Source organism: Halopseudomonas sp. MFKK-1 (genome assembly GCF_027474385.1).
Taxonomy (GTDB): Bacteria; Pseudomonadota; Gammaproteobacteria; order Pseudomonadales; family Pseudomonadaceae; genus Halopseudomonas; species Halopseudomonas aestusnigri.
Window position 1 is genome coordinate 528,410 of the sequence record NZ_CP114836.1, and the last position, 21,421, is coordinate 549,830.

At 61.7% G+C, this 21,421-nt stretch carries 22 protein-coding genes and 1 other RNA gene; 9 read left to right on the forward strand and 14 right to left on the reverse strand.

Annotated elements, in window-relative coordinates:
* Positions 1–34 precede the first annotated feature (34 nt).
* The 6 genes from O5O48_RS02375 to O5O48_RS02400 all read right to left on the reverse strand — a co-directional run bounded on the left by O5O48_RS02375 (position 35) and on the right by O5O48_RS02400 (position 7,236).
* The gene (locus tag O5O48_RS02375) at positions 35–1,606 is read right to left on the reverse strand and encodes an ABC transporter permease (protein ID WP_410172312.1); all 1,572 of its coding nucleotides are present in this window, start codon (positions 1,604–1,606) and stop codon (positions 35–37) included.
* Between the two features lie 174 nt (positions 1,607–1,780).
* Entirely contained in the window at positions 1,781–2,782 is a 1,002-nt protein-coding gene (locus tag O5O48_RS02380; protein WP_228245445.1) for an extracellular solute-binding protein, read from the reverse strand.
* Between the two features lie 101 nt (positions 2,783–2,883).
* Positions 2,884–4,110, reverse strand: a complete 1,227-nt coding sequence (locus tag O5O48_RS02385) for an FAD-dependent monooxygenase (protein ID WP_269688053.1) — start codon at positions 4,108–4,110, stop codon at positions 2,884–2,886.
* Positions 4,111–4,125: 15 nt separating this feature from the next.
* Entirely contained in the window at positions 4,126–5,283 is a 1,158-nt protein-coding gene (ubiH, locus tag O5O48_RS02390) for a 2-octaprenyl-6-methoxyphenyl hydroxylase (RefSeq protein WP_434006958.1), read from the reverse strand.
* A gap of 29 nt (positions 5,284–5,312) precedes the next feature.
* Complete coding sequence (pepP, locus tag O5O48_RS02395) at positions 5,313–6,653, reverse strand: Xaa-Pro aminopeptidase (protein ID WP_269688055.1); 1,341 nt, start codon at positions 6,651–6,653, stop codon at positions 5,313–5,315.
* A 10-nt stretch (positions 6,654–6,663) separates the two neighbouring features.
* Entirely contained in the window at positions 6,664–7,236 is a 573-nt protein-coding gene (locus tag O5O48_RS02400; protein ID WP_228245449.1) for a UPF0149 family protein, read from the reverse strand.
* A 242-nt stretch (positions 7,237–7,478) separates the two neighbouring features.
* On the opposite strand from O5O48_RS02400, the gene O5O48_RS02405 reads away from it, so the two are divergent.
* The 4 genes from O5O48_RS02405 to O5O48_RS02420 all read left to right on the forward strand — a co-directional run bounded on the left by O5O48_RS02405 (position 7,479) and on the right by O5O48_RS02420 (position 8,815).
* Complete coding sequence (locus tag O5O48_RS02405; protein WP_088274507.1) at positions 7,479–7,688, forward strand: TIGR02449 family protein; 210 nt, start codon at positions 7,479–7,481, stop codon at positions 7,686–7,688.
* The gene (locus tag O5O48_RS02410) at positions 7,685–7,987 is read left to right on the forward strand and encodes a cell division protein ZapA (protein ID WP_088274505.1); all 303 of its coding nucleotides are present in this window, start codon (positions 7,685–7,687) and stop codon (positions 7,985–7,987) included. The genes O5O48_RS02405 and O5O48_RS02410 overlap by 4 nt, the downstream gene beginning before the upstream one ends.
* Before the next feature lie 51 nt (positions 7,988–8,038).
* Positions 8,039–8,217: non-coding RNA, 6S RNA (gene ssrS / locus O5O48_RS02415), on the forward strand.
* Between the two features lie 7 nt (positions 8,218–8,224).
* Entirely contained in the window at positions 8,225–8,815 is a 591-nt protein-coding gene (locus O5O48_RS02420; protein ID WP_269688056.1) for a 5-formyltetrahydrofolate cyclo-ligase, read from the forward strand.
* Here the strand turns inward: O5O48_RS02420 and O5O48_RS02425 are convergent, their stop codons facing one another.
* Positions 8,816–8,941, reverse strand: a complete 126-nt coding sequence (locus O5O48_RS02425; protein WP_266101745.1) for a hypothetical protein — start codon at positions 8,939–8,941, stop codon at positions 8,816–8,818.
* Between the two features lie 150 nt (positions 8,942–9,091).
* Between O5O48_RS02425 and O5O48_RS02430 the strand changes: the two genes are divergently transcribed.
* Both O5O48_RS02430 and O5O48_RS02435 read left to right on the forward strand, forming a co-directional pair.
* Positions 9,092–9,541: an EVE domain-containing protein gene (locus O5O48_RS02430; protein WP_269688057.1), complete on the forward strand. Its 450-nt coding sequence runs from the start codon at positions 9,092–9,094 to the stop codon at positions 9,539–9,541.
* A gap of 64 nt (positions 9,542–9,605) precedes the next feature.
* Positions 9,606–11,456: a sensor domain-containing diguanylate cyclase gene (locus O5O48_RS02435; RefSeq protein ID WP_269688058.1), complete on the forward strand. Its 1,851-nt coding sequence runs from the start codon at positions 9,606–9,608 to the stop codon at positions 11,454–11,456.
* A 3-nt stretch (positions 11,457–11,459) separates the two neighbouring features.
* Here the strand turns inward: O5O48_RS02435 and ilvA are convergent, their stop codons facing one another.
* Positions 11,460–12,974, reverse strand: a complete 1,515-nt coding sequence (gene ilvA, locus O5O48_RS02440) for a threonine ammonia-lyase, biosynthetic (RefSeq protein ID WP_233048977.1) — start codon at positions 12,972–12,974, stop codon at positions 11,460–11,462.
* A gap of 131 nt (positions 12,975–13,105) precedes the next feature.
* Between ilvA and rpiA the strand changes: the two genes are divergently transcribed.
* The gene (gene rpiA / locus O5O48_RS02445) at positions 13,106–13,780 is read left to right on the forward strand and encodes a ribose-5-phosphate isomerase RpiA (RefSeq protein WP_233048976.1); all 675 of its coding nucleotides are present in this window, start codon (positions 13,106–13,108) and stop codon (positions 13,778–13,780) included.
* A gap of 9 nt (positions 13,781–13,789) precedes the next feature.
* On the opposite strand, the gene O5O48_RS02450 is transcribed toward rpiA, so the two are convergent.
* From O5O48_RS02450 to O5O48_RS02460, 3 genes are all read right to left on the reverse strand, one after another.
* The gene (locus tag O5O48_RS02450; RefSeq protein WP_233048975.1) at positions 13,790–14,683 is read right to left on the reverse strand and encodes an SdiA-regulated domain-containing protein; all 894 of its coding nucleotides are present in this window, start codon (positions 14,681–14,683) and stop codon (positions 13,790–13,792) included.
* A 56-nt stretch (positions 14,684–14,739) separates the two neighbouring features.
* Entirely contained in the window at positions 14,740–15,408 is a 669-nt protein-coding gene (locus O5O48_RS02455; protein WP_269688059.1) for a fumarylacetoacetate hydrolase family protein, read from the reverse strand.
* A gap of 71 nt (positions 15,409–15,479) precedes the next feature.
* Positions 15,480–16,871: an FAD-binding oxidoreductase gene (locus O5O48_RS02460; protein WP_088274491.1), complete on the reverse strand. Its 1,392-nt coding sequence runs from the start codon at positions 16,869–16,871 to the stop codon at positions 15,480–15,482.
* A 181-nt stretch (positions 16,872–17,052) separates the two neighbouring features.
* On the opposite strand from O5O48_RS02460, the gene serA reads away from it, so the two are divergent.
* On the forward strand, positions 17,053–18,282 hold the full coding sequence (serA, locus tag O5O48_RS02465) for a phosphoglycerate dehydrogenase (protein WP_228245566.1): 1,230 nt from the start codon (positions 17,053–17,055) through the stop codon (positions 18,280–18,282).
* Positions 18,283–18,346: 64 nt separating this feature from the next.
* Here serA and O5O48_RS02470 read toward each other — a convergent pair whose 3' ends face one another.
* Both O5O48_RS02470 and O5O48_RS02475 read right to left on the reverse strand, forming a co-directional pair.
* Entirely contained in the window at positions 18,347–18,826 is a 480-nt protein-coding gene (locus O5O48_RS02470) for a DUF523 domain-containing protein (protein ID WP_233048973.1), read from the reverse strand.
* A 33-nt stretch (positions 18,827–18,859) separates the two neighbouring features.
* A complete protein-coding gene (locus O5O48_RS02475; protein ID WP_228245458.1) occupies positions 18,860–19,495 on the reverse strand; it encodes a 2OG-Fe(II) oxygenase in 636 nt (211 codons plus the stop codon).
* A gap of 166 nt (positions 19,496–19,661) precedes the next feature.
* Here O5O48_RS02475 and O5O48_RS02480 point away from each other — a divergent pair, with 166 nt between their 5' ends.
* Positions 19,662–20,408: a DUF2059 domain-containing protein gene (locus O5O48_RS02480; RefSeq protein WP_228245459.1), complete on the forward strand. Its 747-nt coding sequence runs from the start codon at positions 19,662–19,664 to the stop codon at positions 20,406–20,408.
* Positions 20,409–20,418: 10 nt separating this feature from the next.
* Here O5O48_RS02480 and O5O48_RS02485 read toward each other — a convergent pair whose 3' ends face one another.
* Positions 20,419–21,351 carry an alpha/beta hydrolase gene (locus O5O48_RS02485; RefSeq protein ID WP_269688060.1) on the reverse strand — a complete coding sequence of 311 codons (933 nt, stop codon included), beginning with the start codon at positions 21,349–21,351 and terminating at the stop codon, positions 20,419–20,421.
* Positions 21,352–21,421: the final 70 nt, after the last annotated feature.

A 21,421-nucleotide genomic window follows, 5' to 3' on the forward strand; every position in this document is an offset into this window, starting at 1 on the left:
TAGCCGCAAACCTGCGCTCTGTGCAGCCCGTCGATCAGCGCGTGCGGCGACTGACCGGCTGCGCGGAGCGACGTATCAAGATAATCACCGGCAGCAAGCCGGTCGCCACCAGTGTAATCGCCGGCAGCGCCGCCCGGGGCCAGTCGCCCTCTGCGGTCAGGCTGTGGATGCGCACGGCCAGGGTATCCCAGCCAAAAGGCCGCATCAGCAGGGTTGCCGGCATTTCCTTGAGCACATCGACAAACACCAGCAGACCGGCGCTGAGCAATCCGGGCACCAGCAGCGGCAAATAGACGCGCCAGAATACGCTGAAGCCGGAATGTCCCAGGCTATGTGCGGCTTCGGGCAGGGCCGGCCGAATGCGCGCGAGCGACGTATCGATCGGACCGCTGGCAACCGCCATGAAGCGAATCAGGTAGGCCAGCAGCAGCGCAAACAGACTGCCCAGCAACCAGGGCCGTGGCTCCTCAACGCCGAACCAGCCCTGTAGCGGAACCAGCAACTGATTATCGGCAAAACTGAACGCAAACATGATGCCGACCGCCAGCACAGATCCGGGCAGGGCATACCCCAGATTGGCCAGCGCGACCGCCGAGCGCACCCGACGCATCGGTTGCAGACGCCGCGCCAGCACCATCAGCAGCGCAACAGACACCGTCAGGAACGCAGCGATGGCACCCAGGCTCAGGGTATTGCGAATCAGCGACCAGTAGCGGTCATCGAAGTCATTGCGATCACTGGTCAGCAGCCAGTAGAACAGCTGTAACAGCGGGATCACGAACGCGATTGCCAGTACCAGCAGACAGTAACCGGTCGCCAGCCAGCCACGCGCCCCCCGCAGACGAAACAGTGCCCCCTGGCGCGGCTTGTCAACGCCGGGGAAACGCCGACTACCCTGCGCCCGGCGCTCGGCATAGAGCGCCAGCAGAACGAACAGCAGCAGCAGACTGGCCAGTTGGGTGGCTGTCTGCAGGCTGTAAAACCCGTACCAGGTCTTGTAAATAGCGGTGGTGAAGGTGTCGTAATTGAATACCGAGACCGCGCCGAAATCCGCCAGCGTCTCCATCACTGCCAGCGCGGCACCAGCGCCGATCGCCGGCCGCGCCATTGGCAGTGCAACCCGCCAGAACGCATGCCATGGGCTGTGACCCAGAATGCGCGCCGCCTCCATCAGCCCTCGCCCCTGCGCCAGAAAGGCACCGCGCGCCAGCATGTAGACGTAGGGATAAAACACCAGCACCAGTACAAAGATCACACCGCCGGTGGAGCGAATCGAAAACATCCGAAAATCGTTGCCCAGCCAGCTGCGCAACAGGCTTTGCAGCGGCCCGGCAAAGTCCAGCAGGCCGATCATCACAAAGGCGAGCACGTAGGCGGGCACCGCAAACGGCAGCATCAACGCCCAATCCAGCCATCGTCGCCCCGGAAACTCGCACAGACTGGTCAGCCACGCCAGGCTGACGCCGAGCAGCACCACACCCGCGACCACGCCAACCGACAGCACCAGAGTGTTACCGAGCAGGCGCAGCATCTGGGTTTCCAGCAGGTGGCGCCAGATACTGGTATCCAGACTGCTCCAGCTCAGCGCCAGTACCAGCAACGGCATCAGTACCAGCGCGGCACCTGTGTAGGCTACGGCGCGCCAGTGGGGCTTGGACACAACGGACGGAAGCGGCACTCAGACTCCTGCGAGCTCAACCAGTGGAGCAAAAACAACAACGCCCGGCCGGGGCATATGACCCCGGCCGGGCGTGCAGTATATCGGCAAAATCGCGCCGGATCAGTTCCAGCCAACGCGATCCATCAACATGATGGCCTCGGCCTGACGGCGACCGGCCACTTCCACATTGACGTCGTCACGTTTGAACGAGCCCCAGGAGGCAACCTCTTCGGACGGCGCAACCGATTCGTTGGCCGGAAATTCCTGGTTGACGTCGGCAAACACGCGCTGGGCTTCTTCGGTGGTCAGCCACTCAAGGAAGGCAATCGCGCCGCGACGGTGCTTGGCGTAATGGGTCACACCGGCGCCGGAGATGTTGACGTGAACGCCACGGTCATCCTGATTCGGCCAGAACAGCTTGATCGGCAGGTCGGGATTGGCTGCTTCCAGGCGACCGAAGTAGTAGCTGTTGACGATACCGACATCGCACTGCCCGGCCTCGATGGCGTTCAGCAGAGCGGTATCATCCGGGAACACCGGCGTTGCCAGGTTGCTGACCCAGCCCTGCAGGACTTCAGTGGTGCGCTCGACACCGATAGTTTCCATCATGGTGGCGGTCAGGGACTGGTTGTACACCTTCTTGGCGGTACGCAGACACAGACGGCCGGCCCAGGCCTCATCCGCCAACGCTTCATAGGTGCTCAGTTCGGCCGGATCAACCCGCTCGGTGGAATAGGCAATGGTGCGGGCGCGCAGCGACAGACCGGTCCAGTAACCGTTGGCGGAACGGTACTTGGCCGGAATGTTGGCATTGATGATGTCGGACTCGACCGGGCGCAGCACACCCTGCTGTTCGGCCTGCCAGAGGTTACCGGCGTCCACGGTGATCAGCAGATCAGCCGGCGTATTGGCACCTTCGGCCTTCAGACGCGCCAGCAGCGGCGCCTCGCTGTCGGTGATGAACTGAAAGGTGGTACCGGTCTTCTCGGTGTAGAGGTCGAATACAGGCTTGATCAGGTGGTCCTGACGTGCCGAATAAACAACCAGTTCCTTGGCCTGAGCGACACCACTCAGGGTACTGATGGCCAGGCCAAAGACTGCCAGCTTGCGGATCACAGACATGAAAACGCCTCTCCGTTGAAAAAATGAGAGGAGATGATAATCATTCCCCATTGCACTGGCAATGCTGCGTACTGCCCCAGTCCGTCGCGAGATGTTACCGATCAGCCGCGCGCAAGACTGGGCAGTTCTCCGCTCAGCCCCATGGCCTGACGCATGACGCCACTTTTAAGTAGCGGAGCGCGATCAAACAGCGCCATACCGGTATTGCGCAGCCAGCGCAGTGGCAAGGCGTCGGCATGGAACAGACGTTCAAAGCCTTCCATTGCCGCCATCACGGCCAGATTGTTGCCCATGCGCGCACGCTCGTAGCGCTCCAACACCGTCAGATCCGCGATATTCTCGCCACGCTCGCGGGCGGCCAGCAACACATCGGCCAGCTGGGCAGCATCGAGAAAACCAAGATTGACGCCCTGCCCCGCCAGCGGGTGAATGCTGTGGGCGGCGTCGCCCAGCAACGCCAGGCCCGGCATCACGTAGCGTTTGGCATGTCGTTGGCGCAGCGGAATGCAGACCCGCCGATCCGCCGCCAGAACAGGCCCCAGACGGCATTCCAGCGCTTCGGCAAGCGCAATGCAGAAACCCTTGTCATCCAGCGCCATGACCTGCTCGGCAGCCTCGGGCAGCAGCGACCAGACAATCGAACAGTAGTGTTTGCCGTCGCGCGACGGCAATGGCAGAAAGGCCAGCGGGCCGGACGGCAAAAACCGTTGCCAGGCGGTCTCCTGGTGCGGCTCGGACAACTCCACCGTGGTGACCACCGCGTGATGCAGGTAATCCCACTCGCGCATGGCAAAACCGGCCAGGTCACGCAGCTGAGAACGGGCACCATCCGCGGCGAGAATCAGCGGCGCGTGCAACTGACGGCCGTCATCGAGATTGAGTCGCCAGCCGTCGTCCTCCTGCACCAGTCCTTGCACGCGACTGTCACCGAGCAGCTCGACCGGGTGCCCCTGCAGAACCGCCAGCAGCGCATTCTGAACCTGCCAGTTCTCGACAATATGCCCCAGGCGCAACTCATTCAGTGAACGGGCGTCAAACCGCACCTCACCGGTACCTTCGGCATCCCAGACACACATATGACGATAGGCGCAGCGCCGCGACGAGGGAATCTGCTGCCAGGCGCCGAGGCGGCGCAGAATCTGCTCGGACGCTGCGCTCAGCGCACTGACCCGCGGATCGTACCCGGAGCCACTGAGCGGCTCTGGCACAGGCTGCAGGGACTGCGCATCCAGCAGCGCCAGCTTCAGGCCACTATCGGCCAGCGCACAGGCCAGCGCCGAGCCGACCATGCCGGCCCCCACCACAATCAGATCAAAACGCTGTTGCATCTGTGCGCTCCAGAGTTATCCCTTAAGGCCCATTGCCTGCCGGGCAAACACCGACTTGAGCGGTGCCACGATATCCATCCCCAGCAGGCCCAGATTACGCCCTGCCGCCAGCACCGGGCGACGGTTACTGAACAGCCGGGTCAATCCGTCACTGAACGCAATGGTCTGCTGCTGGTCCTGGCGCTGGCGATCAAGGTACCCCTCAAGCAGGCGCAGATCACCAGGCGCGCCGTGCGCCGGGGCATCAATCAGGGTATCAGCCAGTGCCATGGCATCGCGCAGGCTGAGATTGAAGCCCTGACCGGCGATAGGGTGCAGGCTGTGTGCGGCATTACCCAGCACAACCAGGCCGGTTCGCACCTGCTCTTCAGCCTCGATCAGGCTGAGCGGATAGGCATGCCTTTGCCCCACGCGGGTCAGTGCACCCATACGAAAGCCAAAGGCATCCTGCAACGCCTCAAGAAACGCCGCATCGGAGAGTGTCATGACCTCATCCACCTGCGCGTCAGGCTGCGTCCACACCAGCGCACTGCGCCCGGCGGACATCGGCAACAGCGCCAGCGGGCCGTTGGGGGTAAAGCGCTCGTAGGCGACGCCATCATGGCCCTGCGAGCTGGTGATATTGGCGATAATCGCGGTCTGCCCATAGGGGCGCACCTGACGATGAATGCCCAGTTGCTCCAGCAGGCCCGAGCGGCCGCCGTCAGCGACTATCAGCAGATCAGTGGCCTGCTCGTGCAACTGCTCATGCTCCTCAACCTGCATCAGCCAGCCACTGCGGGCAGGCTCGGCGCGCACCACCCGGGCCGGCGCCTGCCAGCGCACTACCGCAGGGTCCAGTGCAGCCAGCAGCACCTTCCCAAGCGCGGCATTTTCGACCACATAGCCAAGCGCGGGCACCCGCTCTTTTTCGGCAAACAACCGGGTAACCCCGGGATGGCCGCGATCGGATACATGAATCTGGCGGATGGGCTCTGCCTGTCCGGCCAGTTCGGCCCATATACCGAGCTGCTCAAACAGCAGGTAACTGCCGTGCGACAGCGCGGTCGAACGCGCGTCAAAACTTGGCTGAGTCTGTCCTCTGGCCGGCGGTTGCGCCTCAATCAGATTGATTCGCCAGCCGCGACGGGCTGCATGCTGCTGCAGGGCCAGGGCCAGGCTGGCACCCACCATCCCGCCACCGACGATACTGATGTGCTGGCTCACGCCGGCTCGGCCTCGGGCTGACGCGCGGCAGCCATCAGCGCCTCGATTTCATCCGGATCTTTCGGCACCTTGCCAGTCAGCACCTGATAACCGGTCTTGGTAACAACCACATCATCTTCAATACGAATGCCGATACCGCGCCACTTACGTGGCACCGTCTCGTCATCCGGCGCAATATAGATGCCGGGTTCCACGGTCATCACCATGCCCGGTTCCAGCTCGCGCCAGACACCGCCCACCCGGTATTCGCCCACATCGTGTACATCCATACCCAGCCAATGACCGAGACGGTGCATATAGAAACGGCGGTAGGCTTCGCTGGCAATCAGCTCGTCGACATCGCCCTTGAGCAGCCCCAGATCGACCAGCCCTGCGGTGATCGTCCGCACGCTGGCATCATGGGACTCATTCCAGCTGTGCCCGGGACCAATTACCGCCATGGCGGCTTCCTGCGCGGCCAGCACGATCTCGTAGATCGCCCGCTGCTCCGGGCTGAACTTGCCATTGGCAGGGAAGGTACGGGTGATATCGCTGGCGTAGCAATCGAGCTCGCAGCCGGCGTCGATCAGCACCAGATCGCCATCGCGGACCTGTGCCGTATTCTCGGTGTAATGCAGGATGCAGCCGTTGACGCCGGCCGCCACAATCGACGAATACGCCGGAGAGCGGCTGCCGTGGTGCATGAAGCAATGCTGCAGCTCGGCCTCGAGCTGATACTCGTATACGCCGGGACGGCAGAACTGCATGGCACGCACATGGGCCTGGCAGGAAATATCGGCGGCGGCCTGCATGACTTTCAGCTCGCCCGCACTCTTGTACAGTCGCATGTCGTGCAGCAGATGGTCCAGCGCCAGAAACTCCTTCGGCGGCTGGGCACCGAGACGCGCCTTGCTGCGAATCAGGTTGATCCAGTTGGTCAGCCGACGGTCAAAGTCGGCATTGGCGCCCATGGCGTAGTAGACGCGCTCCCGCCCTTCAATCAGCCCAGGCAGGATGTCATCTATATCACTGATCGGGAACGCATCATTGGCACCGTATTCGACAACAGCGCCTTCCTGCCCGGCGCGATAGCCATCCCACAACTCGCGTTCCTTGTCGCGTTCGCGGCAGAACAGCACGTACTCGCCGTGCTCACGCCCGGGCACCAGCACGGCCACCGCCTCCGGTTCGGGAAAACCGGTCAGGTACTGAAAATCACTGTCCTGGCGATAATTGTGTTCAACATCACGATTACGGATAAAGACCTGCGCCGCCGGCAAAATGGCGATGCTGTTGGGTTCCATCTGACTCATCAGCGCCTTGCGGCGGCGCGCATATTCGGCCTTGGTGATTCGCATGCTTACCTCTTCAATGCAGAGCAGCGGGGGGCGTATCCTGTTTCGGGTCGGCACTCTGGCACTCGCTGAACAGCATCAGGGTTGCCATGCGCACGTATTCCATCACTTCCATAAAGTCCACTTCGTTGGCCTCGGACTCGTCGAGGTCGGTCTGAACCTGCGAGATGGCAGCGAAGTCACGCAGGACGCCATCGGCCTCCTCGCTCAGCTGGGCACTGCGCTCGACCATGCCGAAACCGGCCAGAAAACCCTCGCACCACTGCCCCAGCGCGGCAGTCCGGTGATCGATGGCGGCGCTGTCATCGGGCAACACCAGCGTCAGATCGAACCCGCTACCCGACAACTCGGCCAAACTGGCGTCGTACAACTGGATCAGCGCCACCTTGCCGGCCTCGGTCAGAGCACCGCGACCATCCAGCAACTCCTGCGCCACACTCAGCCAGGTGGTATGGTCCAGCCGCGCACCCGCACTCAGACGACCGACCAGATGGCCATGCAGCTCGGCCGGCTGACCCACCGCGCCCACGTCGCTGCAGATCTGCGCATAACGATCAAAATCAAACACTGCCGGCATCAAGGCCATAAACATACTCCAGACTGCTGACTGAGGCTGCCGCAAACTCGCAAATACCGGTATCCTGCGCCCGACAAAGCGACCCGCGCAGCGGGTAAACCCAATGGACTCTATTGTGCCTGCCCGGACCCGGTTAAATCTACCGCCGGGACCGCCAATCGGCCCGCCCGACAGGCCAGCGGCGAGGGGTTTGACCGCCCTGCGGGCCGCCTCTATAGTGGCTCAACCCCCGGGACGACAGAATGGCGGCAATGGACCAATCCGATATCAACGCACTGACTCAGCGCATCAGCCAGCTGATCGACCTGTGCGACCAGCTGAAATTGCAGAACCAGCACTTGCAGGCACAGGAGCGCCTCTGGCGCGACGAGCGTGTTCAGCTAATCGAAAAGAACGATTTGGCCCGTCAGAAGGTCGAAGCCATGATTTTGCGACTCAAATCCCTGGAGCACGACTCATGAGCCAACCCCTGACAGTCACCCTGCACATTCTGGACAAGGAATACCGCGTTGCCTGCCCGCCGGAAGAGCGCAGCAATCTGGAGCAGGCCGCACGCCACCTCGACACCACGATGCGCGACATCCGCAACAGCGGCAAGGTGATTGGCGTTGAGCGCATCGCCGTCATGGCGGCACTGAATATCACCCACGAAATGCTGACCGGCAGTCACCAGCAGGACAGCACGCTCAGCGCACAGCAGGCGCAGATCAGCGAGCTGGTCAAACGGCTGGATCAGGCACTGGAAAGCCACAAGGCCTGACATCAGCCCATTCAGGCATCGAAGTCCCTGCCGCTTTTCTGTATAGTGAGACCATCCCTGGGGTGTTGGCCAGCCGGAGATGTCCCTGAGCCGATACTCCTGTACCAGGAGAGGACGCGCTGATACCAGTGTGCATGTCCGCATGACGGAAAGCCTGAGGTATCGCCGTAATCTCCGCCTTGAACTTTCGGGTTCAAGGGCTAACCCGGCAGCGGCACTCTGGGGACCTTCTTTGATATGACTCTCACTGCGTCACGCACCACCCTTCGCAAGCAGCTGCGCCAGGCTCGCCGGGCACTCAGCCCCGCCCAGCAGCGCAGGGCAGCCATACGACTGGCGGCCAACCTGGCCCAGGACAAGCGCTTTCTGCGCGCCCGGCATATCGCCTTTTACCTGGCGAATGACGGCGAGATTGACCCAACCCCACTCATGCTCCTTGCCCGCCGCCATCGCAAGCACTGTTACCTGCCTGTGCTGCAGCGCTGGCCAGCCACGGCGATGGTGTTTCAGAAACTGACCAGGGGCCAACGCTGGCAGCGCAATAGATTCGGTATTCGCGAGCCACTACGCAGCCGCAAACAACAGGTCAAGGCCTGGCGCCTGGATCTGGTGTTGGTGCCACTGGTCGGATTTGACCCGCAGGGTAACCGCCTCGGCATGGGCGGAGGATTCTATGACCGCACCTTCGCCTACCGCGGACGTCGGAAGCACACCAGCCGTCCCTGCCTGATCGGACTGGCACACGAATGTCAGCGGGTCGAGCAACTGCCGTGCGCAGGATGGGATATCCCGCTTGATGGCGTGATTACGGACTGCAGACGCTACTGATCAGGGCACCTGTTCAACAACAGGCTCTGCGTTACGATCCAGGTAGCTCTGGGTATACCCCGTAGTGACCACCCCCAAACCAAACACAATGACCAGTACCCACAGCAAATCCGGTTTGCGTCTCACGAGTTGCCTCCTAATTGATACGGCAATCTAATAATCAGTGCGAGACGGATATACGCCTTTCCCATCCCCCGATGAGACAAGTCATATCCGTGTATCACACGCTGTCTTACACTCATGCAAAAATTGCGTCAACTCACCCAGGAGAGTGTCATGGCCTATTGGCTGATGAAATCCGAGCCCGATACCTTTTCCATTTCCGACCTGGAGCGCCTGGGGCAGGCTCCCTGGGATGGCGTACGCAACTATCAGGCGCGCAACTTCATGCGCAACATGCAGCCGGGTGACCAGTTTCTGTTTTACCACTCCAGCTGCCAGCCACCCGGCATTGCCGGTATCGGTCGCATCATTGGCGAACCCTACCCGGACCGCACCGCCATCGATCCCGACAGCCCTTACTACGACCCGAAAGCCAGCACTGAAAATCTGCCATGGACGGCAGTGGACGTGGCATTCGAGAGAAAGTTCCCAACCCTGTTGACACTCACCAGGCTGCGCTCGCTGAACGGGCTGGAGGCGCTGGCATTATTACAGCGAGGCAGTCGGCTGTCGGTGATGCCGGTCACGGAGCAGCAGTGGCAGATTGTGCTGGGAGCAGCATAACTGACGCCCTCTGGCCGGCAACCCGGCAATGTGCTATCAGTAGGCATCGGCCTCGGGAATATCTATGCCAGTACCCGTTATAGACCGCCATGCAAAGAAGCTTCCTGCGCTGATCGTCGTTCTTTGTTGCGCCCTGGCGATCGCGCTGTTCGTTGTCTGGCGCGCACTTTATCTTGCTGAACAGGAGCAGGCCCGCGCGCGCCTTCAACTTGAGTCCGACGCACTGGCGCACCAGATTGAGGCCCATTTCGGCAATCAAACCGAGGCCCTGCTTCGGCTCGCCAAGCGATGGCCACTGCACAGCAGCCGCCGAGATCTGTGGAATAGCGATGTCGAGCAGTTGCTGCACGACTTTCCGAGCTTTCAGGCCATCGAGTGGCTGGATCGTAACTACCGGATGCAATGGGTCGAGCCACTGGCAGGCAATGAAGCCGCCGCCAATCTGGTGTATCAGCCGACCCATCCCAATTACCCGGTTCTGCTCAGCTCAGGTAGCAGCGGCCGGCCACAGCTGAGCAACGCCTTCACTCTCGCTCAGGGTGGTCTCGGCCTGGCCTATTATGTGCCGCTTTATCTGAAGGATGGGGAGTTCGACGGCTTTCTGATCGGCATCTTCCGTGTCGAGGTGCTGCTGAACGACCTGGTGCAGCACCTGCACACCGAACCGATGAACCTGCGGCTACTCGAGAACGAAAAGATGCTGTTCAGCACCGGCGCAACCAACCTGCCCGGCGCGAACTGGAACGTCGGCAGCCCGGTTCGCCTGGGCGGTAACAACGATTTCCGGCTGCTGATCTACCCAAGCCAGCAATTGCTTGAACGCACCACCACCTCCCTGCCGGCACTGGTAACCGGCACCAGCACACTGATTGCCATCTTGCTCTGCTGCTCGCTCTGGCTGGCGGTGCGCGGCGCGCAGCGCAACCGCCTGGTAAACGAAAGCAACCGCAGGTTGCAAGCCGAGATCACCCGGCGACAGAAAACCGAGGAGACCCTGAAGCAAAGCCAGGCGCACATGAGGCTGGTCAATGACATGACCGACAACAGCCACGATGCACTTTTCATTATCAGCCTGGCGCCTCTGGAAATTGTCTATCTGAACCGCACCTGCTGGCAGGGGCTCGGCTACACCGAACAGGAGCTTCGTAATCTGGTGCAGGTTTCCCCCACCGACGTGATACCCGACGCAGCACAGTGGCTGGCAGACCTGCGCAAGATGCTCGAGCGCGAGGGTGATGCGATCTTCCAGAGGCGGGTTATGCATCGTGACGGACACAGCGTACCGCTTGAGGTCAGCGTTCGCCACATCCGCCGCATGGGCAGGGACTACCTGATCTGCGTCGGCCGCAACAACAGCGAGCAACTGCAGATTGCAGAGCAACTGCAACGCCTGTCTCACCAGGACGGCCTGACAGGGTTGTTCAACCGCCGCCACTTCGACGACACCATGCTCAGAGAATGGCGCCGACTGCGCCGCGAGCAGGCTCCACTAGGACTGCTGATGCTGGATGTTGATTATTTCAAGCGATTCAACGACGAACTGGGTCACCAGGCTGGCGACGACGCCTTGCGACAGCTGGCAGCCGCCCTGAATAGAGCCCTGACCCGTGAGGGAGACTGCATTTGCCGTTACGGCGGCGAGGAGTTCGCGGTCATCCTGCCCGGTGCCGACGCCAGCCAGTGCCTGCAGGCAGCCGGACGGGTACACGAAGCCGTGGCCAAAATCGCCATTCACCACCCGAAAACCTCAGTGGCATCCGGCCTGCTGACAGTCAGCATAGGCGCCGCCAGCCTGATTCCGGCCTCCGACAAAACACCGGATGACCTGATCCGCCAGGCCGACCTGGCGCTCTATCAGGCCAAGACCAACGGCCGCAACCGCACCGAACTGGGTGATGAGACAACCACCTTGTAACACTCAGCCCAGATAGAGACGATAGGCCGGATTGTCGGTCTCGTCCCAGTACGGATAACCAATGGCTTCCAGCGCCGCAGGGATCAGATGCCGCTCGGACTCGGGCACCTGCAGTCCGGCAACCACACGGCCATAGGCCGCGCCGTGGTTACGGTAATGGAACATGGAGATATTCCAGCGTCCGCCCAACTTGTTGAGGAAGTTGAACAAGGCACCGGGGCGCTCCGGAAACTCGAAACGGAACACCTGCTCGTCAGTCACGTGTTCGGCATGACCGCCGACCATGTGACGCACATGCAACTTGGCCAGCTCGTTGTCGGTCAGATCCAGCACCGGAAAACCGTCCGCAGCCAGTTGGCTGACCAGCTTGTCGCGCGGATCGAGCTCCGGATGGGTCTGCACCCCGACGAAGATGTGCGCCTCGCTGCCAGTGTGATAGCGGTAGTTGAACTCGGTGATCGCCCGTTTACCGATGGCCTCGCAGAACTGCTTGAAGCTGCCGGGCTTTTCCGGGATGGTCACCGCCAGCAGCGCCTCGCGCTTCTCGCCGATTTCCGCACGCTCGGCAACGTGGCGCAGACGATCGAAGTTGATATTGGCGCCCGAGTCGATGGCCACCAGCACCTGGCCGCTGCACCCTTCGCGCTCCACATATTTCTTGATGCCGGCAACACCCAAACAGCCGGCCGGCTCGCAGATCGAGCGGGTGTCGTCGTAGATATCCTTGATCGCTGCACACATCTCGTCGGTGGTGACGGTAATCACTTCATCAACATACCGGCGACAGACCTCGAAGGTGTGCTCACCGATCTGCGCCACCGCCACGCCGTCGGCAAACAGACCAACCTGGCCGAGCACCACCCGCTCATCGGCGGCCATGGCGGCCTGCAGACAGGCTGAATCCTGCGGTTCGACGCCGATCACCTTGATGTCCGGGCGCAGATACTTTACGTAGGCGGCGATACCGGCGATCAGGCCACCCCCACCGACCGGGACGAAGATCGCATTCAGCGGGCCCTGCACCTGACGCAGAATTTCCATTGCCACGGTACCCTGACCGGCAATGGTGTCCGGGTCGTCGTAGGGGTGGATATAGACGAAGCCCTTTTCCTTAACCAGCTTCTGCGAATAGGCCAGCGCCTCATCAAAGGCATCACCGTGCAGAACCACCTTGCCGCCCCGGGCCCGCACCGCCTTGACCTTGATCTCGGGCGTGGTGCGCGGCATCACGATGGTCGCCTTCACGCCCATATGACGCGCAGCATAGGCCAGGCCCTGGGCATGGTTGCCGGCTGAGGCAGCGACCACGCCACAGGCGCGCTGCTCGTCGGTCAGCTGGGCCAACTTGTTGTAGGCGCCGCGAATCTTGAACGAGAACACCGGCTGCAGGTCTTCGCGCTTGAGCAGCACGGTATTGCCCAATCGCTCGGAGAGAAAGGGTGCGGCGTGCACCGGGGTTTCCACCGCCACATCGTAAACCGGGGAGCAGAGAATCTTCTTGACGTAGGTTTCCAGCATGGGTGAGGTCAACTGATCGCAGGGGATGGGAAAGGCGCCAGTCTAGCGAATCACAGCCCGCGCGACTACACGCGCGCCCCTGCAACCCCGTATAATCGCACTCTTTGCCCAGCCAACGATGAGGAGCCGAGATGACCCAGGACGAAATGAAACAGGCGGTAGGACAGGCCGCCGTTGAGCGCCTGCTGCCACATCTGGATGCCAACAGCATCGTCGGGGTGGGTACCGGCTCCACCGCCAACTGCTTCATCGACGCACTGGCCAAGCACAAACTGGCGTTTGACGGCGCCGTCGCCAGCTCCGAAGCCACCGCCGAGCGTCTGAAAAGCCACGGCATCGCAGTCTACGATCTGAACAGCGTGCCGCAGCTGGACTTCTATGTTGACGGCGCCGACGAAAGCAACGAAAACCTCGAACTGATCAAGGGCGGTGGCGCCGCCCTGACCCGTGAAAAAATTGTCGCCGCCGTAGCCAAAACCTTCATCTGCATCGCCGACGAGAGCAAGCTGGTGCCGGTGCTGGGCGAGTTCCCGCTGCCGGTCGAAGTCATCCCGATGGCGCGCAGCCACGTGGCCCGCGAGATCGTCAAGCTCGGCGGCGATCCGGTCTACCGTGAAGGCTGCGTGACCGATAACGGCAACGTCATCCTCGACGTCTACAACATGTCGATTGTCAACCCGAAGCAGCTGGAGGCCGACCTCAACGCCATCGTCGGAGTGGTCTGCAACGGCCTGTTCGCCGCCCGTCCGGCTGACGTGCTGCTGCTGGGGACACCACAGGGCGTGCGTACTATCGAGCGCAGCTGAACCGCTGCGCTACTGGCCGGGTACGAAGCGATAGAGCAGGTTCGGCTCGCTGACCATATACAGCCGCCGCTGCCGATCTATCGCCAGCCCCTCCGCCTGCGGCACCGTTTGCCGCAGGCCGCCCATGCCTCTCCAGAGGCCAAGCAGGCTGCGCGGATGCCCCTCTTCGTCATACTCAACCACCATGTTGGACTGATCGCTCAGCAACAGCAGATGGCCGGTTTCATCATGCAGACTCAGCGAAGACAGATCACGCATAAACAGCCGCGGCGAGCCCGGGGGTTTCAACTCGGTAATGTGCACGCTGATGACCGCTCCAGGCTCGGCTCCAACGAAGCCGGTTACCGCCAACACCCTTAGCGGATCACGCTCCTTGACCACCAGCAGGCGGCGCTGACGCGCATCCCAGGACAGGCCCTCAAACCCCTTGTTGCCGTTAAGGTCGAGACCGATCACCAGGCTGGGTGCGCCAGCCACATCAATCTGCTCAGCTCCGCTGGGCACCTCGATCTCGATCAGACGCTGGGTCCGCTCTTCCGCAATCACAAAGCGGTCATCGACGACATGGGTCAACCCCTCCATGTCCACCACCCCGTTGATCCGCACCTTACGCAGCAACTGACCGTCCGTCGACAACTCGACCAGCAGCGGCTCGCCATTAAGCACCGCAAACAGCGTTCCCGTTTCAGGATTGAAGGTCAGCGCAGAAACATCGTCGTCCAGCCCTTGAATAGGCTGAGCCTGGATATCGGCCCGGTAGTGATCGAGCTCCAGCGAATCGACATGAGGAGGAGCCTGATGCATCCGCCAGCTATGCCACCAGATGGCATCAAGATGAAGATAATGAATACCCGCTGCAGCACCCAGCAGCAAAAGGACCACGGCAAGCAAAAACTTCTTCATATTTGGCTTCCGACAGCGGAACGGCGCAGCGTCAGACCGCTGCCGGTGCCATAGGTTCATTCGGCGATGCGTGTCTGCACCTGCAGCTTACCGGCAATGGCCAGGGTCAGCTCATCACCGGGGTTGAGTACGCCAACACCAGCCGGGGTACCGGTGATAACAACGTCGCCCGGCAGCAGACTGAACTGGTTCGCGATATGCCGCACCAGCGCCACAATCGGCGTAATCATTTCCGCTGCGCTACCCTGCTGCCGGCGCTCGCCATTGATGTCCAGCTGCAGAGACAGCGCGTGCAGATCACCCGCCTGGGCCTTGGGCACGAATGGCGACAGCGGGCAGGCGCCGTCAAACGCCTTGGCGCGCTCCCAAGGGTGACTGTTGGCCTTCAGCTGATCCTGCAGCTCACGCAGAGTCAGATCCAGTGCCAGGCCCACGCCAATGATCGCCGCCTCGGCTTCTTCCTCGCTGACCAGACCGCTCAGCGGCGCACCGATCAGCAGCGCAATCTCCGTCTCGTAATGCACCGGGCCGCGCCCCTGCACCAGCTTGATCGGCGGCGTCATCGGCACCACCGAGGTCGCCGGCTTGATGAACAGCAGCGGCTCGGTCGGTACCGGGTTGTTCAGCTCGCGGGCGTGCTCGGCGTAATTACGACCGACACACACCACCTTGCCCATTGGCAGATCAATCACACTGCCGTCTACATACTGATGCTGGTAGGTCATATACCCTGCTCCCGCTTTTGCCTTTGCTTGCCGCTTGAAGCTTGAAGCTTGAAGCTTGAGGCTTGAAGCTGTCAGTTAAATATCTTGCCGGGGTTCATGATGCCGTTGGGGTCGAACACGGCCTTGATTGCTTTCATCACTGCGATTTCCTCCGGGCTGCGGCTGTAGGTCAGATAGTCGCGCTTGGTCATGCCGACGCCGTGCTCGGCAGAGATCGAGCCGTTGTACTTCTCGACGATCTCGAACACCCACTTGTTAACCGTCGCACACTTGGCGAAGAACTCGTCCTTGGACAGATTCTCGGGCTTGAGGATATTCAGGTGCAGGTTGCCGTCACCGATGTGGCCGAACCAGACGATCTCGAAATCCGGGTAATGCTCTCCAACGATATTGTCGATGTCATGCAGGAAGGCCGGCACCTTGCCGACGGTCACCGAGATGTCGTTCTTGTAGGGCGTCCAGTGGGAGATGGTTTCCGAGATGAACTCGCGCAGCTTCCACAGATTTTCCAGCTGCTGCTGGCTCTGGCTCATCACGCCATCGAGCACCCAGCCCTGCTCCACACAGTGCTCGAAGGTCGCCAGCGCGTCGTTGGCAATGTCCTCGCTGATCGCTTCGAACTCCAGCAGCGCGTAGAACGGGCACTCGGTTTCGAACGGCGCGGGCACATCGCCACGGCCCATGATCTTGGCCATCGCCTTGTCGGAGAAGAACTCGAAGGCCGTCAGATCCAGCTTGTCCTGAAACGCGTGCAGCACCGGCATGATGGAATCGAAATCCGGCGTACCCAGCACCATCGCAGTCAGATTCTTCGGCGCACGTTCCAGACGCATGGTCGCCTCAACCACAAAGCCCAGCGTGCCTTCAGCGCCGATAAACAGCTGACGCAGATCGTAGCCGGTGGCGTTCTTGATCAGGTCACGGTTCAGCTCCAGCAGCTCGCCGGTACCGGTGACGACCTTCAGGCCGGCCACCCAGTTGCGGGTCATACCATAGCGAATTACCTTGATACCGCCGGCATTGGTGCCGATATTGCCGCCAATCTGGCTGGACCCGGCGGAGGCGAAGTCCACCGGGTAGTACAGCCCCTTTTCCTCGGCAAACTGCTGCAGCTGCGCGGTCACCACGCCCGGCTGGCAGACCACGGTGCGGTCGTAAGCGTTGAACTCGCCAATCTGATTCATGTAGTCAAACGACACCACGATCTCGCCGTTGGCAGCCACCGCCGCCGCCGACAGGCCGGTACGGCCACCGGAGGGCACCAGCGCCAGCTTCTGTTCGTTGGCAAAGCGCACAATCGCCTGCACCTGCTCAACGGTCTTTGGAAACACAATCGCCAGCGGAGCCGGAGCAAAGTGCTTGGTCCAGTCCTTACCCCAGTTGTCGAGGGATTCGGCGTCGGTCCGCACCTTGTCCGGATCAACCAGCGTCTTGAGGGTTGCAATCACAGCGTCTGGGGTCATGGCGAGCTCTCAAAGGGAATTCATGCAGCGCCTGAACACATTTCATGCGCAGCCAGGCATCAAAAAAGGCAGATTATGCTAGCATACGCGACTTCCGAAACAGGACCCCTCCGTCGCATTCCGGGGCAGACGGGTTGCTCGGCCTTCCTTCATCAGCATTTTGGGTAACTGCACCATGACCATGGCCAAAACCTCGCTGGACAAAAGCAAGATCAAGTTTCTGCTCCTCGAGGGCGTACACCAGACTGCGGTCGATACTCTGAACGCCGCTGGCTATACCAACATCGAGTACCACACGGGTTCGCTGCCGGAAGAGCAGCTGAAAGAATCCATTGCCGACGCTCACTTCATCGGCATCCGTTCCCGCACCCAGCTGACTGAAGAGATCTTCAGCCACGCCAACAAGCTGGTCGCGGTCGGCTGCTTCTGCATCGGTACCAACCAGGTTGATCTCGACGCCGCCATGCGTCAGGGCGTAGCGGTATTCAACGCGCCGTACTCCAACACCCGTTCGGTTGCCGAACTGGTGCTGGCCGAAGCCATTCTGCTGCTGCGCGGGATTCCCGAGAAAAATGCCTCCTGCCACGAAGGCGGCTGGATCAAGAGCGCTACCGGCTCCTATGAGATCCGCGGCAAGAAGCTCGGTATCATCGGTTACGGCTCGATCGGTACCCAGCTGTCGGTTCTGGCCGAAAGCCTTGGCATGCAGGTGCTGTTCTACGACGTCGTCACCAAGCTGCCGCTGGGCAACGCCACCCAGGTAGGTTCGCTGAACGAGCTGCTGGCAGAGGCCGACATCGTCACCCTGCACGTGCCGGAAACCGCCGCCACCAAGTGGATGATCGGCGAGAAGGAAATCCGCACCATGAAGAAGGGCGGCATTCTGATCAACGCCGCTCGCGGCACCGTGGTCGATATCGACGCACTGGCTGCAGCGCTGCGCGACAAGCACCTGAACGGCGCTGCCATCGACGTATTCCCGGTTGAGCCGCGTGCCAACGGTGAAGAGTTCGTCAGCCCGCTGCGCGAGTTCCAGAACTGCATCCTGACCCCGCACATCGGTGGCTCGACCATGGAAGCTCAGGCCAACATCGGTCTGGAAGTCGCCGAGAAGCTGGTTCGCTACAGCGACAACGGTACCTCCATTACCTCGGTCAACTTCCCGGAAGTCGCTCTGCCGTCACATCCGGGCAAACACCGCCTGCTGCACATCCACGAGAACGTGCCGGGCGTCATGAGCGAGATCAACCAGGTGTTCGCTGCCAACGGCATCAACATCTGCGGTCAGTTCCTGCAGACCAACGAGAAGGTTGGCTACGTCGTCATCGACGTCGATGCCGAGTACTCCGATCTGGCTCTTGAGAAGATCCAGCAGGTCAAAGGCACCATCCGCGTTCGCGTGCTGTTCTAAGCAGCTCGCTGCAACGCCAAAAGGCGCAACCTCGGTTGCGCCTTTTTCGTTTTATGCGCGCCCTCTAGCTCTGAAGCAGCGCAGCCAGATCAGCAAGCTGCTCTTCGTTGAAAACCCGCACACCCGCCTGTCGCAACGCCGCCGCGGCCACGCCCTCACCCGACACGCGCACGCCGCTGAAGCTGCCATCATAGGTTTCGACATTACCGCAGGACGGGCTCCGTGCCTTGAGCAGCGCGTAACGGATACCGTGCCTGCGCACCAGCGCCAGCGCCTGCTCGGCGCCGCGAACAAAGGGCGCAGTGACATCCTCGCCCTGATCGGTATGCACCGGCAACCGTCCGGCCAGCACCTCTGCGCCCTGCCCACCGGGAATTTCGGCAGGCGGGCGTGGCGTCGGCAGGCCTCCGGCGACTTCCGGGCACACCACGACCAGTCGCCCCTGCGCCTGCCACTCCAGCAATTGCTGCAACGGATCAAAACCGCCACCGTCATAACGTACCCGCTGACCCAGCAGGCAGGCACTGACCAGAATCCTCTCCATGCGTACTCCCAGAGTGGCTACGCGATGGAGCGATCAGCGCAGCAGCGGGTTATCCGGCCGACGGCGGAACCAGCCGGTCAGGCTGGCGCGCTCAAAGCGCGACGCCAGCACTTCATGCTCGACATCGGCACTGGTAAAAATCACCACGGTGCCGGCCCGCGGGGCAACATCGCGCTCGCCATCCGCCAGAAACAGCCGCAGCTCACCGCCATCGCCCGGCTGCCATACCGAGTTCAGATAGGCTACCACCGATATGGTGCGCAGCGGGCTGTCCTGAAAACGATCGAGATGGCGCTGATAGCCGGCCCCGGGCGGATATAGCGCATAGTGGGTTTCAAAGGTATCGAGCCCGAGAAACAGGCTGCGGTTGAGCGCTTCACGCAGCCCGTCCATCAGCGCCATGTACGCTCGACCGGCTGCCGTTGGCGGGCACTCATCCAGCCAACGGGTGTAGTCACCGCGAATACCTGGCACGACCAACTGACTGTCACCGCGGCCGATGGCTGCGGGCGTGAGGTCATCCTGCTGCCAGAGACTTCGGCAGTCTCGCTCCAGCGCCTGCGCCAGCGATTCGGGCAGAAACTGCTCCTGCACGGACCAGCCACGCTCGGCCAACTCATCAGCCACGCACGCATAACGTGAGGCCGGTACCAACGGGAACTCGGACATAGTGACACTACTCAAAGGGAGGGACGTCTACTCGTCGCTGTTGGCGGAGGGCTGGTACGCGGCAGGAGAAGAACATCTGCTACCGTGCGCAGCAACGAGACCCGCATTTTAGGTGATCACCCCCAACAGGCAAGCAATTTTGCGCACCGCCAATCCAGAGAAAATCATGCCCCAAACATTGCTCCGCGCCGCACAGGGCGCACTCTTCGCCGGACTTGTCTGCCTTGGCCTCTCGGTTCAGGCAGAAACCCACCAGTTGTACCAGGCTTCCGGCATGAAAACACATCAGGAACACTTCCAGCAGGCCTTGAGCAAGGCTAGCAGCCGGTACGCTGCCCAGCTGCCCGCAGCACTGGCCGACAGCCTGATGCGCAAAAGCAGCGAACGTTTTGCACCGGACCGCATGGAAGCGCGCGCCATGGCGAGCCTATCCGTCAATCTGTCAGACCAGCAGCTGAGCGAAGCCCTGCGGTTCTACCGCAGCGATCTTGGCCGGTTGATCACTGCCGCCGAAACCCGCGCCACCTCCCCCGCCGAGGTCAGCCGGATGCAGGCCGGCTTGCCTGCGCAGAACCCGAGCGCACAGCGGGCAGCACTGCTGAATCGGCTTGGCAAACAGCTTCCGGCACTGGACATGGGCGAGGAAGTATCGCTCGCGCTCGCCAGTCTGGCGACCCAAAGTGCGAACGATATGCTGGGCGGCCTGCTGACCATTCCCGACGGGCTGGCGGACCAGCGCCGCGGCACACTGCGCGCCCAGATGGAACCCAACCTGCCGCAGACCCTGGCCTACGTCTACCGTGACCTGACGGATCAGCAACTGGGGCGCTACGCCGACTGGAGCGAGTCCGATGCGGGCCGCGCCTTTTTCCAGGCCGCCAGCGCCGCCGCGCGCGATGCACTGAACCCCTAAGCCAGGCGACTTAACCTGCCAGCCGCGGCGCCAGCCAGTCCAGGTACTGCTGGCGCAACGTCTGGTGCTCGTTGGCCAGGTGGTGGCGCGCCGTCGGCAAGTAGAAGGTGTCCGGGCGGGTGAACTTGCTCTCCAGCACCTGCAAATTGTGCTGCCAGTCGACCGTGCCGTCTTCCTGGCCCTGAATGATCAGCGGCCGATGGGCGACCGAGGCCGCTGACTCGATGCGCGGAATCCAGCGCTCCAGAGCCTGCACCCAGGCTACCGGCAACACCTGCGGCTGCAACGGGTCCTGGCTGCGAATGAAATCGAGAAACGCCTGATCGGTGGAGTTGTCGGTGAAACGCCGACTGAGCTGCTGGACAAAGCCGCCAAACAGCTTCAACCCCATTTGCGAAAAGGCCCACTGTTTCGGACGGACCAGCGGCGCCATCAGCACCGTCTGCCCCAGCTCCGCCGGCAGCGGTCCATGCAGCAGGCGGTCGATCAGAATCGCGCCACCGGTGCTTTGCCCGAGCATGTGCCAGGGCGCCGGCAGCTTCCAGCGCAGCGCCTGCTCCAGTACGCCATCAAGCACTTTCTGGTAACGCAAAAAACAGTCGATACTGGCCCGTTCGCCACTGGACAGGCCATGCCCCGGCAAATCGAACGCCAGCACCGCGTAATGCTGCTCCAGTGCCCACTCAATCAGATGGCGGTAAAGCCCCATGTGATCGTAGTAGCCATGCAGGATCAGCAAGGTGCCGCGCGCCACAGGCGGCTTCCATATCTGAGTGGCCACGCTGAAGCCATCGACATCGATTCGGCCCAGGTGTTGTTCAGCCCGGTCACGAAAATCGATGCCGTAATAGCCAGCGTAACGGCGGGCCGCCTCGTCCGTCGCCAACCCCGGGTCAAATGCCGGGAGGCGTTCAGCGAGGGATGAGAAAAAAGCCTGATCCATTCGGTATCCAGTCAGCTGGGGGGAAGCAGATCCGCGGGTCACGCCCTGATCTGCCGCAGACCCGGGACAT

Coding starts and splice junctions, on each gene's coding strand:
- O5O48_RS02375 (WP_410172312.1), bottom strand. CDS start 1,606: ATGCCGTTGCTGGTACTGGCGCTGAGCTGGAGCAGTCTGGATACCAGT.
- serA (WP_228245566.1), top strand. CDS start 17,053: ATGGCCAAAACCTCGCTGGACAAAAGCAAGATCAAGTTTCTGCTCCTC.
- O5O48_RS02400 (WP_228245449.1), bottom strand. CDS start 7,236: ATGGCCTTGATGCCGGCAGTGTTTGATTTTGATCGTTATGCGCAGATC.
- ilvA (WP_233048977.1), bottom strand. CDS start 12,974: ATGCTGGAAACCTACGTCAAGAAGATTCTCTGCTCCCCGGTTTACGAT.
- O5O48_RS02380 (WP_228245445.1), bottom strand. CDS start 2,782: ATGTCTGTGATCCGCAAGCTGGCAGTCTTTGGCCTGGCCATCAGTACC.
- O5O48_RS02435 (WP_269688058.1), top strand. CDS start 9,606: ATGCCAGTACCCGTTATAGACCGCCATGCAAAGAAGCTTCCTGCGCTG.
- O5O48_RS02470 (WP_233048973.1), bottom strand. CDS start 18,826: ATGGAGAGGATTCTGGTCAGTGCCTGCCTGCTGGGTCAGCGGGTACGT.
- pepP (WP_269688055.1), bottom strand. CDS start 6,653: ATGCGAATCACCAAGGCCGAATATGCGCGCCGCCGCAAGGCGCTGATG.
- ubiH (WP_434006958.1), bottom strand. CDS start 5,283: ATGGTGGGTGCCAGCCTGGCCCTGGCCCTGCAGCAGCATGCAGCCCGT.
- O5O48_RS02410 (WP_088274505.1), top strand. CDS start 7,685: ATGAGCCAACCCCTGACAGTCACCCTGCACATTCTGGACAAGGAATAC.
- rpiA (WP_233048976.1), top strand. CDS start 13,106: ATGACCCAGGACGAAATGAAACAGGCGGTAGGACAGGCCGCCGTTGAG.
- O5O48_RS02430 (WP_269688057.1), top strand. CDS start 9,092: ATGGCCTATTGGCTGATGAAATCCGAGCCCGATACCTTTTCCATTTCC.
- O5O48_RS02475 (WP_228245458.1), bottom strand. CDS start 19,495: ATGTCCGAGTTCCCGTTGGTACCGGCCTCACGTTATGCGTGCGTGGCT.
- O5O48_RS02450 (WP_233048975.1), bottom strand. CDS start 14,683: ATGAAGAAGTTTTTGCTTGCCGTGGTCCTTTTGCTGCTGGGTGCTGCA.
- O5O48_RS02405 (WP_088274507.1), top strand. CDS start 7,479: ATGGACCAATCCGATATCAACGCACTGACTCAGCGCATCAGCCAGCTG.
- O5O48_RS02460 (WP_088274491.1), bottom strand. CDS start 16,871: ATGACCCCAGACGCTGTGATTGCAACCCTCAAGACGCTGGTTGATCCG.
- O5O48_RS02385 (WP_269688053.1), bottom strand. CDS start 4,110: ATGCAACAGCGTTTTGATCTGATTGTGGTGGGGGCCGGCATGGTCGGC.
- O5O48_RS02420 (WP_269688056.1), top strand. CDS start 8,225: ATGACTCTCACTGCGTCACGCACCACCCTTCGCAAGCAGCTGCGCCAG.
- O5O48_RS02485 (WP_269688060.1), bottom strand. CDS start 21,351: ATGGATCAGGCTTTTTTCTCATCCCTCGCTGAACGCCTCCCGGCATTT.
- O5O48_RS02480 (WP_228245459.1), top strand. CDS start 19,662: ATGCCCCAAACATTGCTCCGCGCCGCACAGGGCGCACTCTTCGCCGGA.
- O5O48_RS02455 (WP_269688059.1), bottom strand. CDS start 15,408: ATGACCTACCAGCATCAGTATGTAGACGGCAGTGTGATTGATCTGCCA.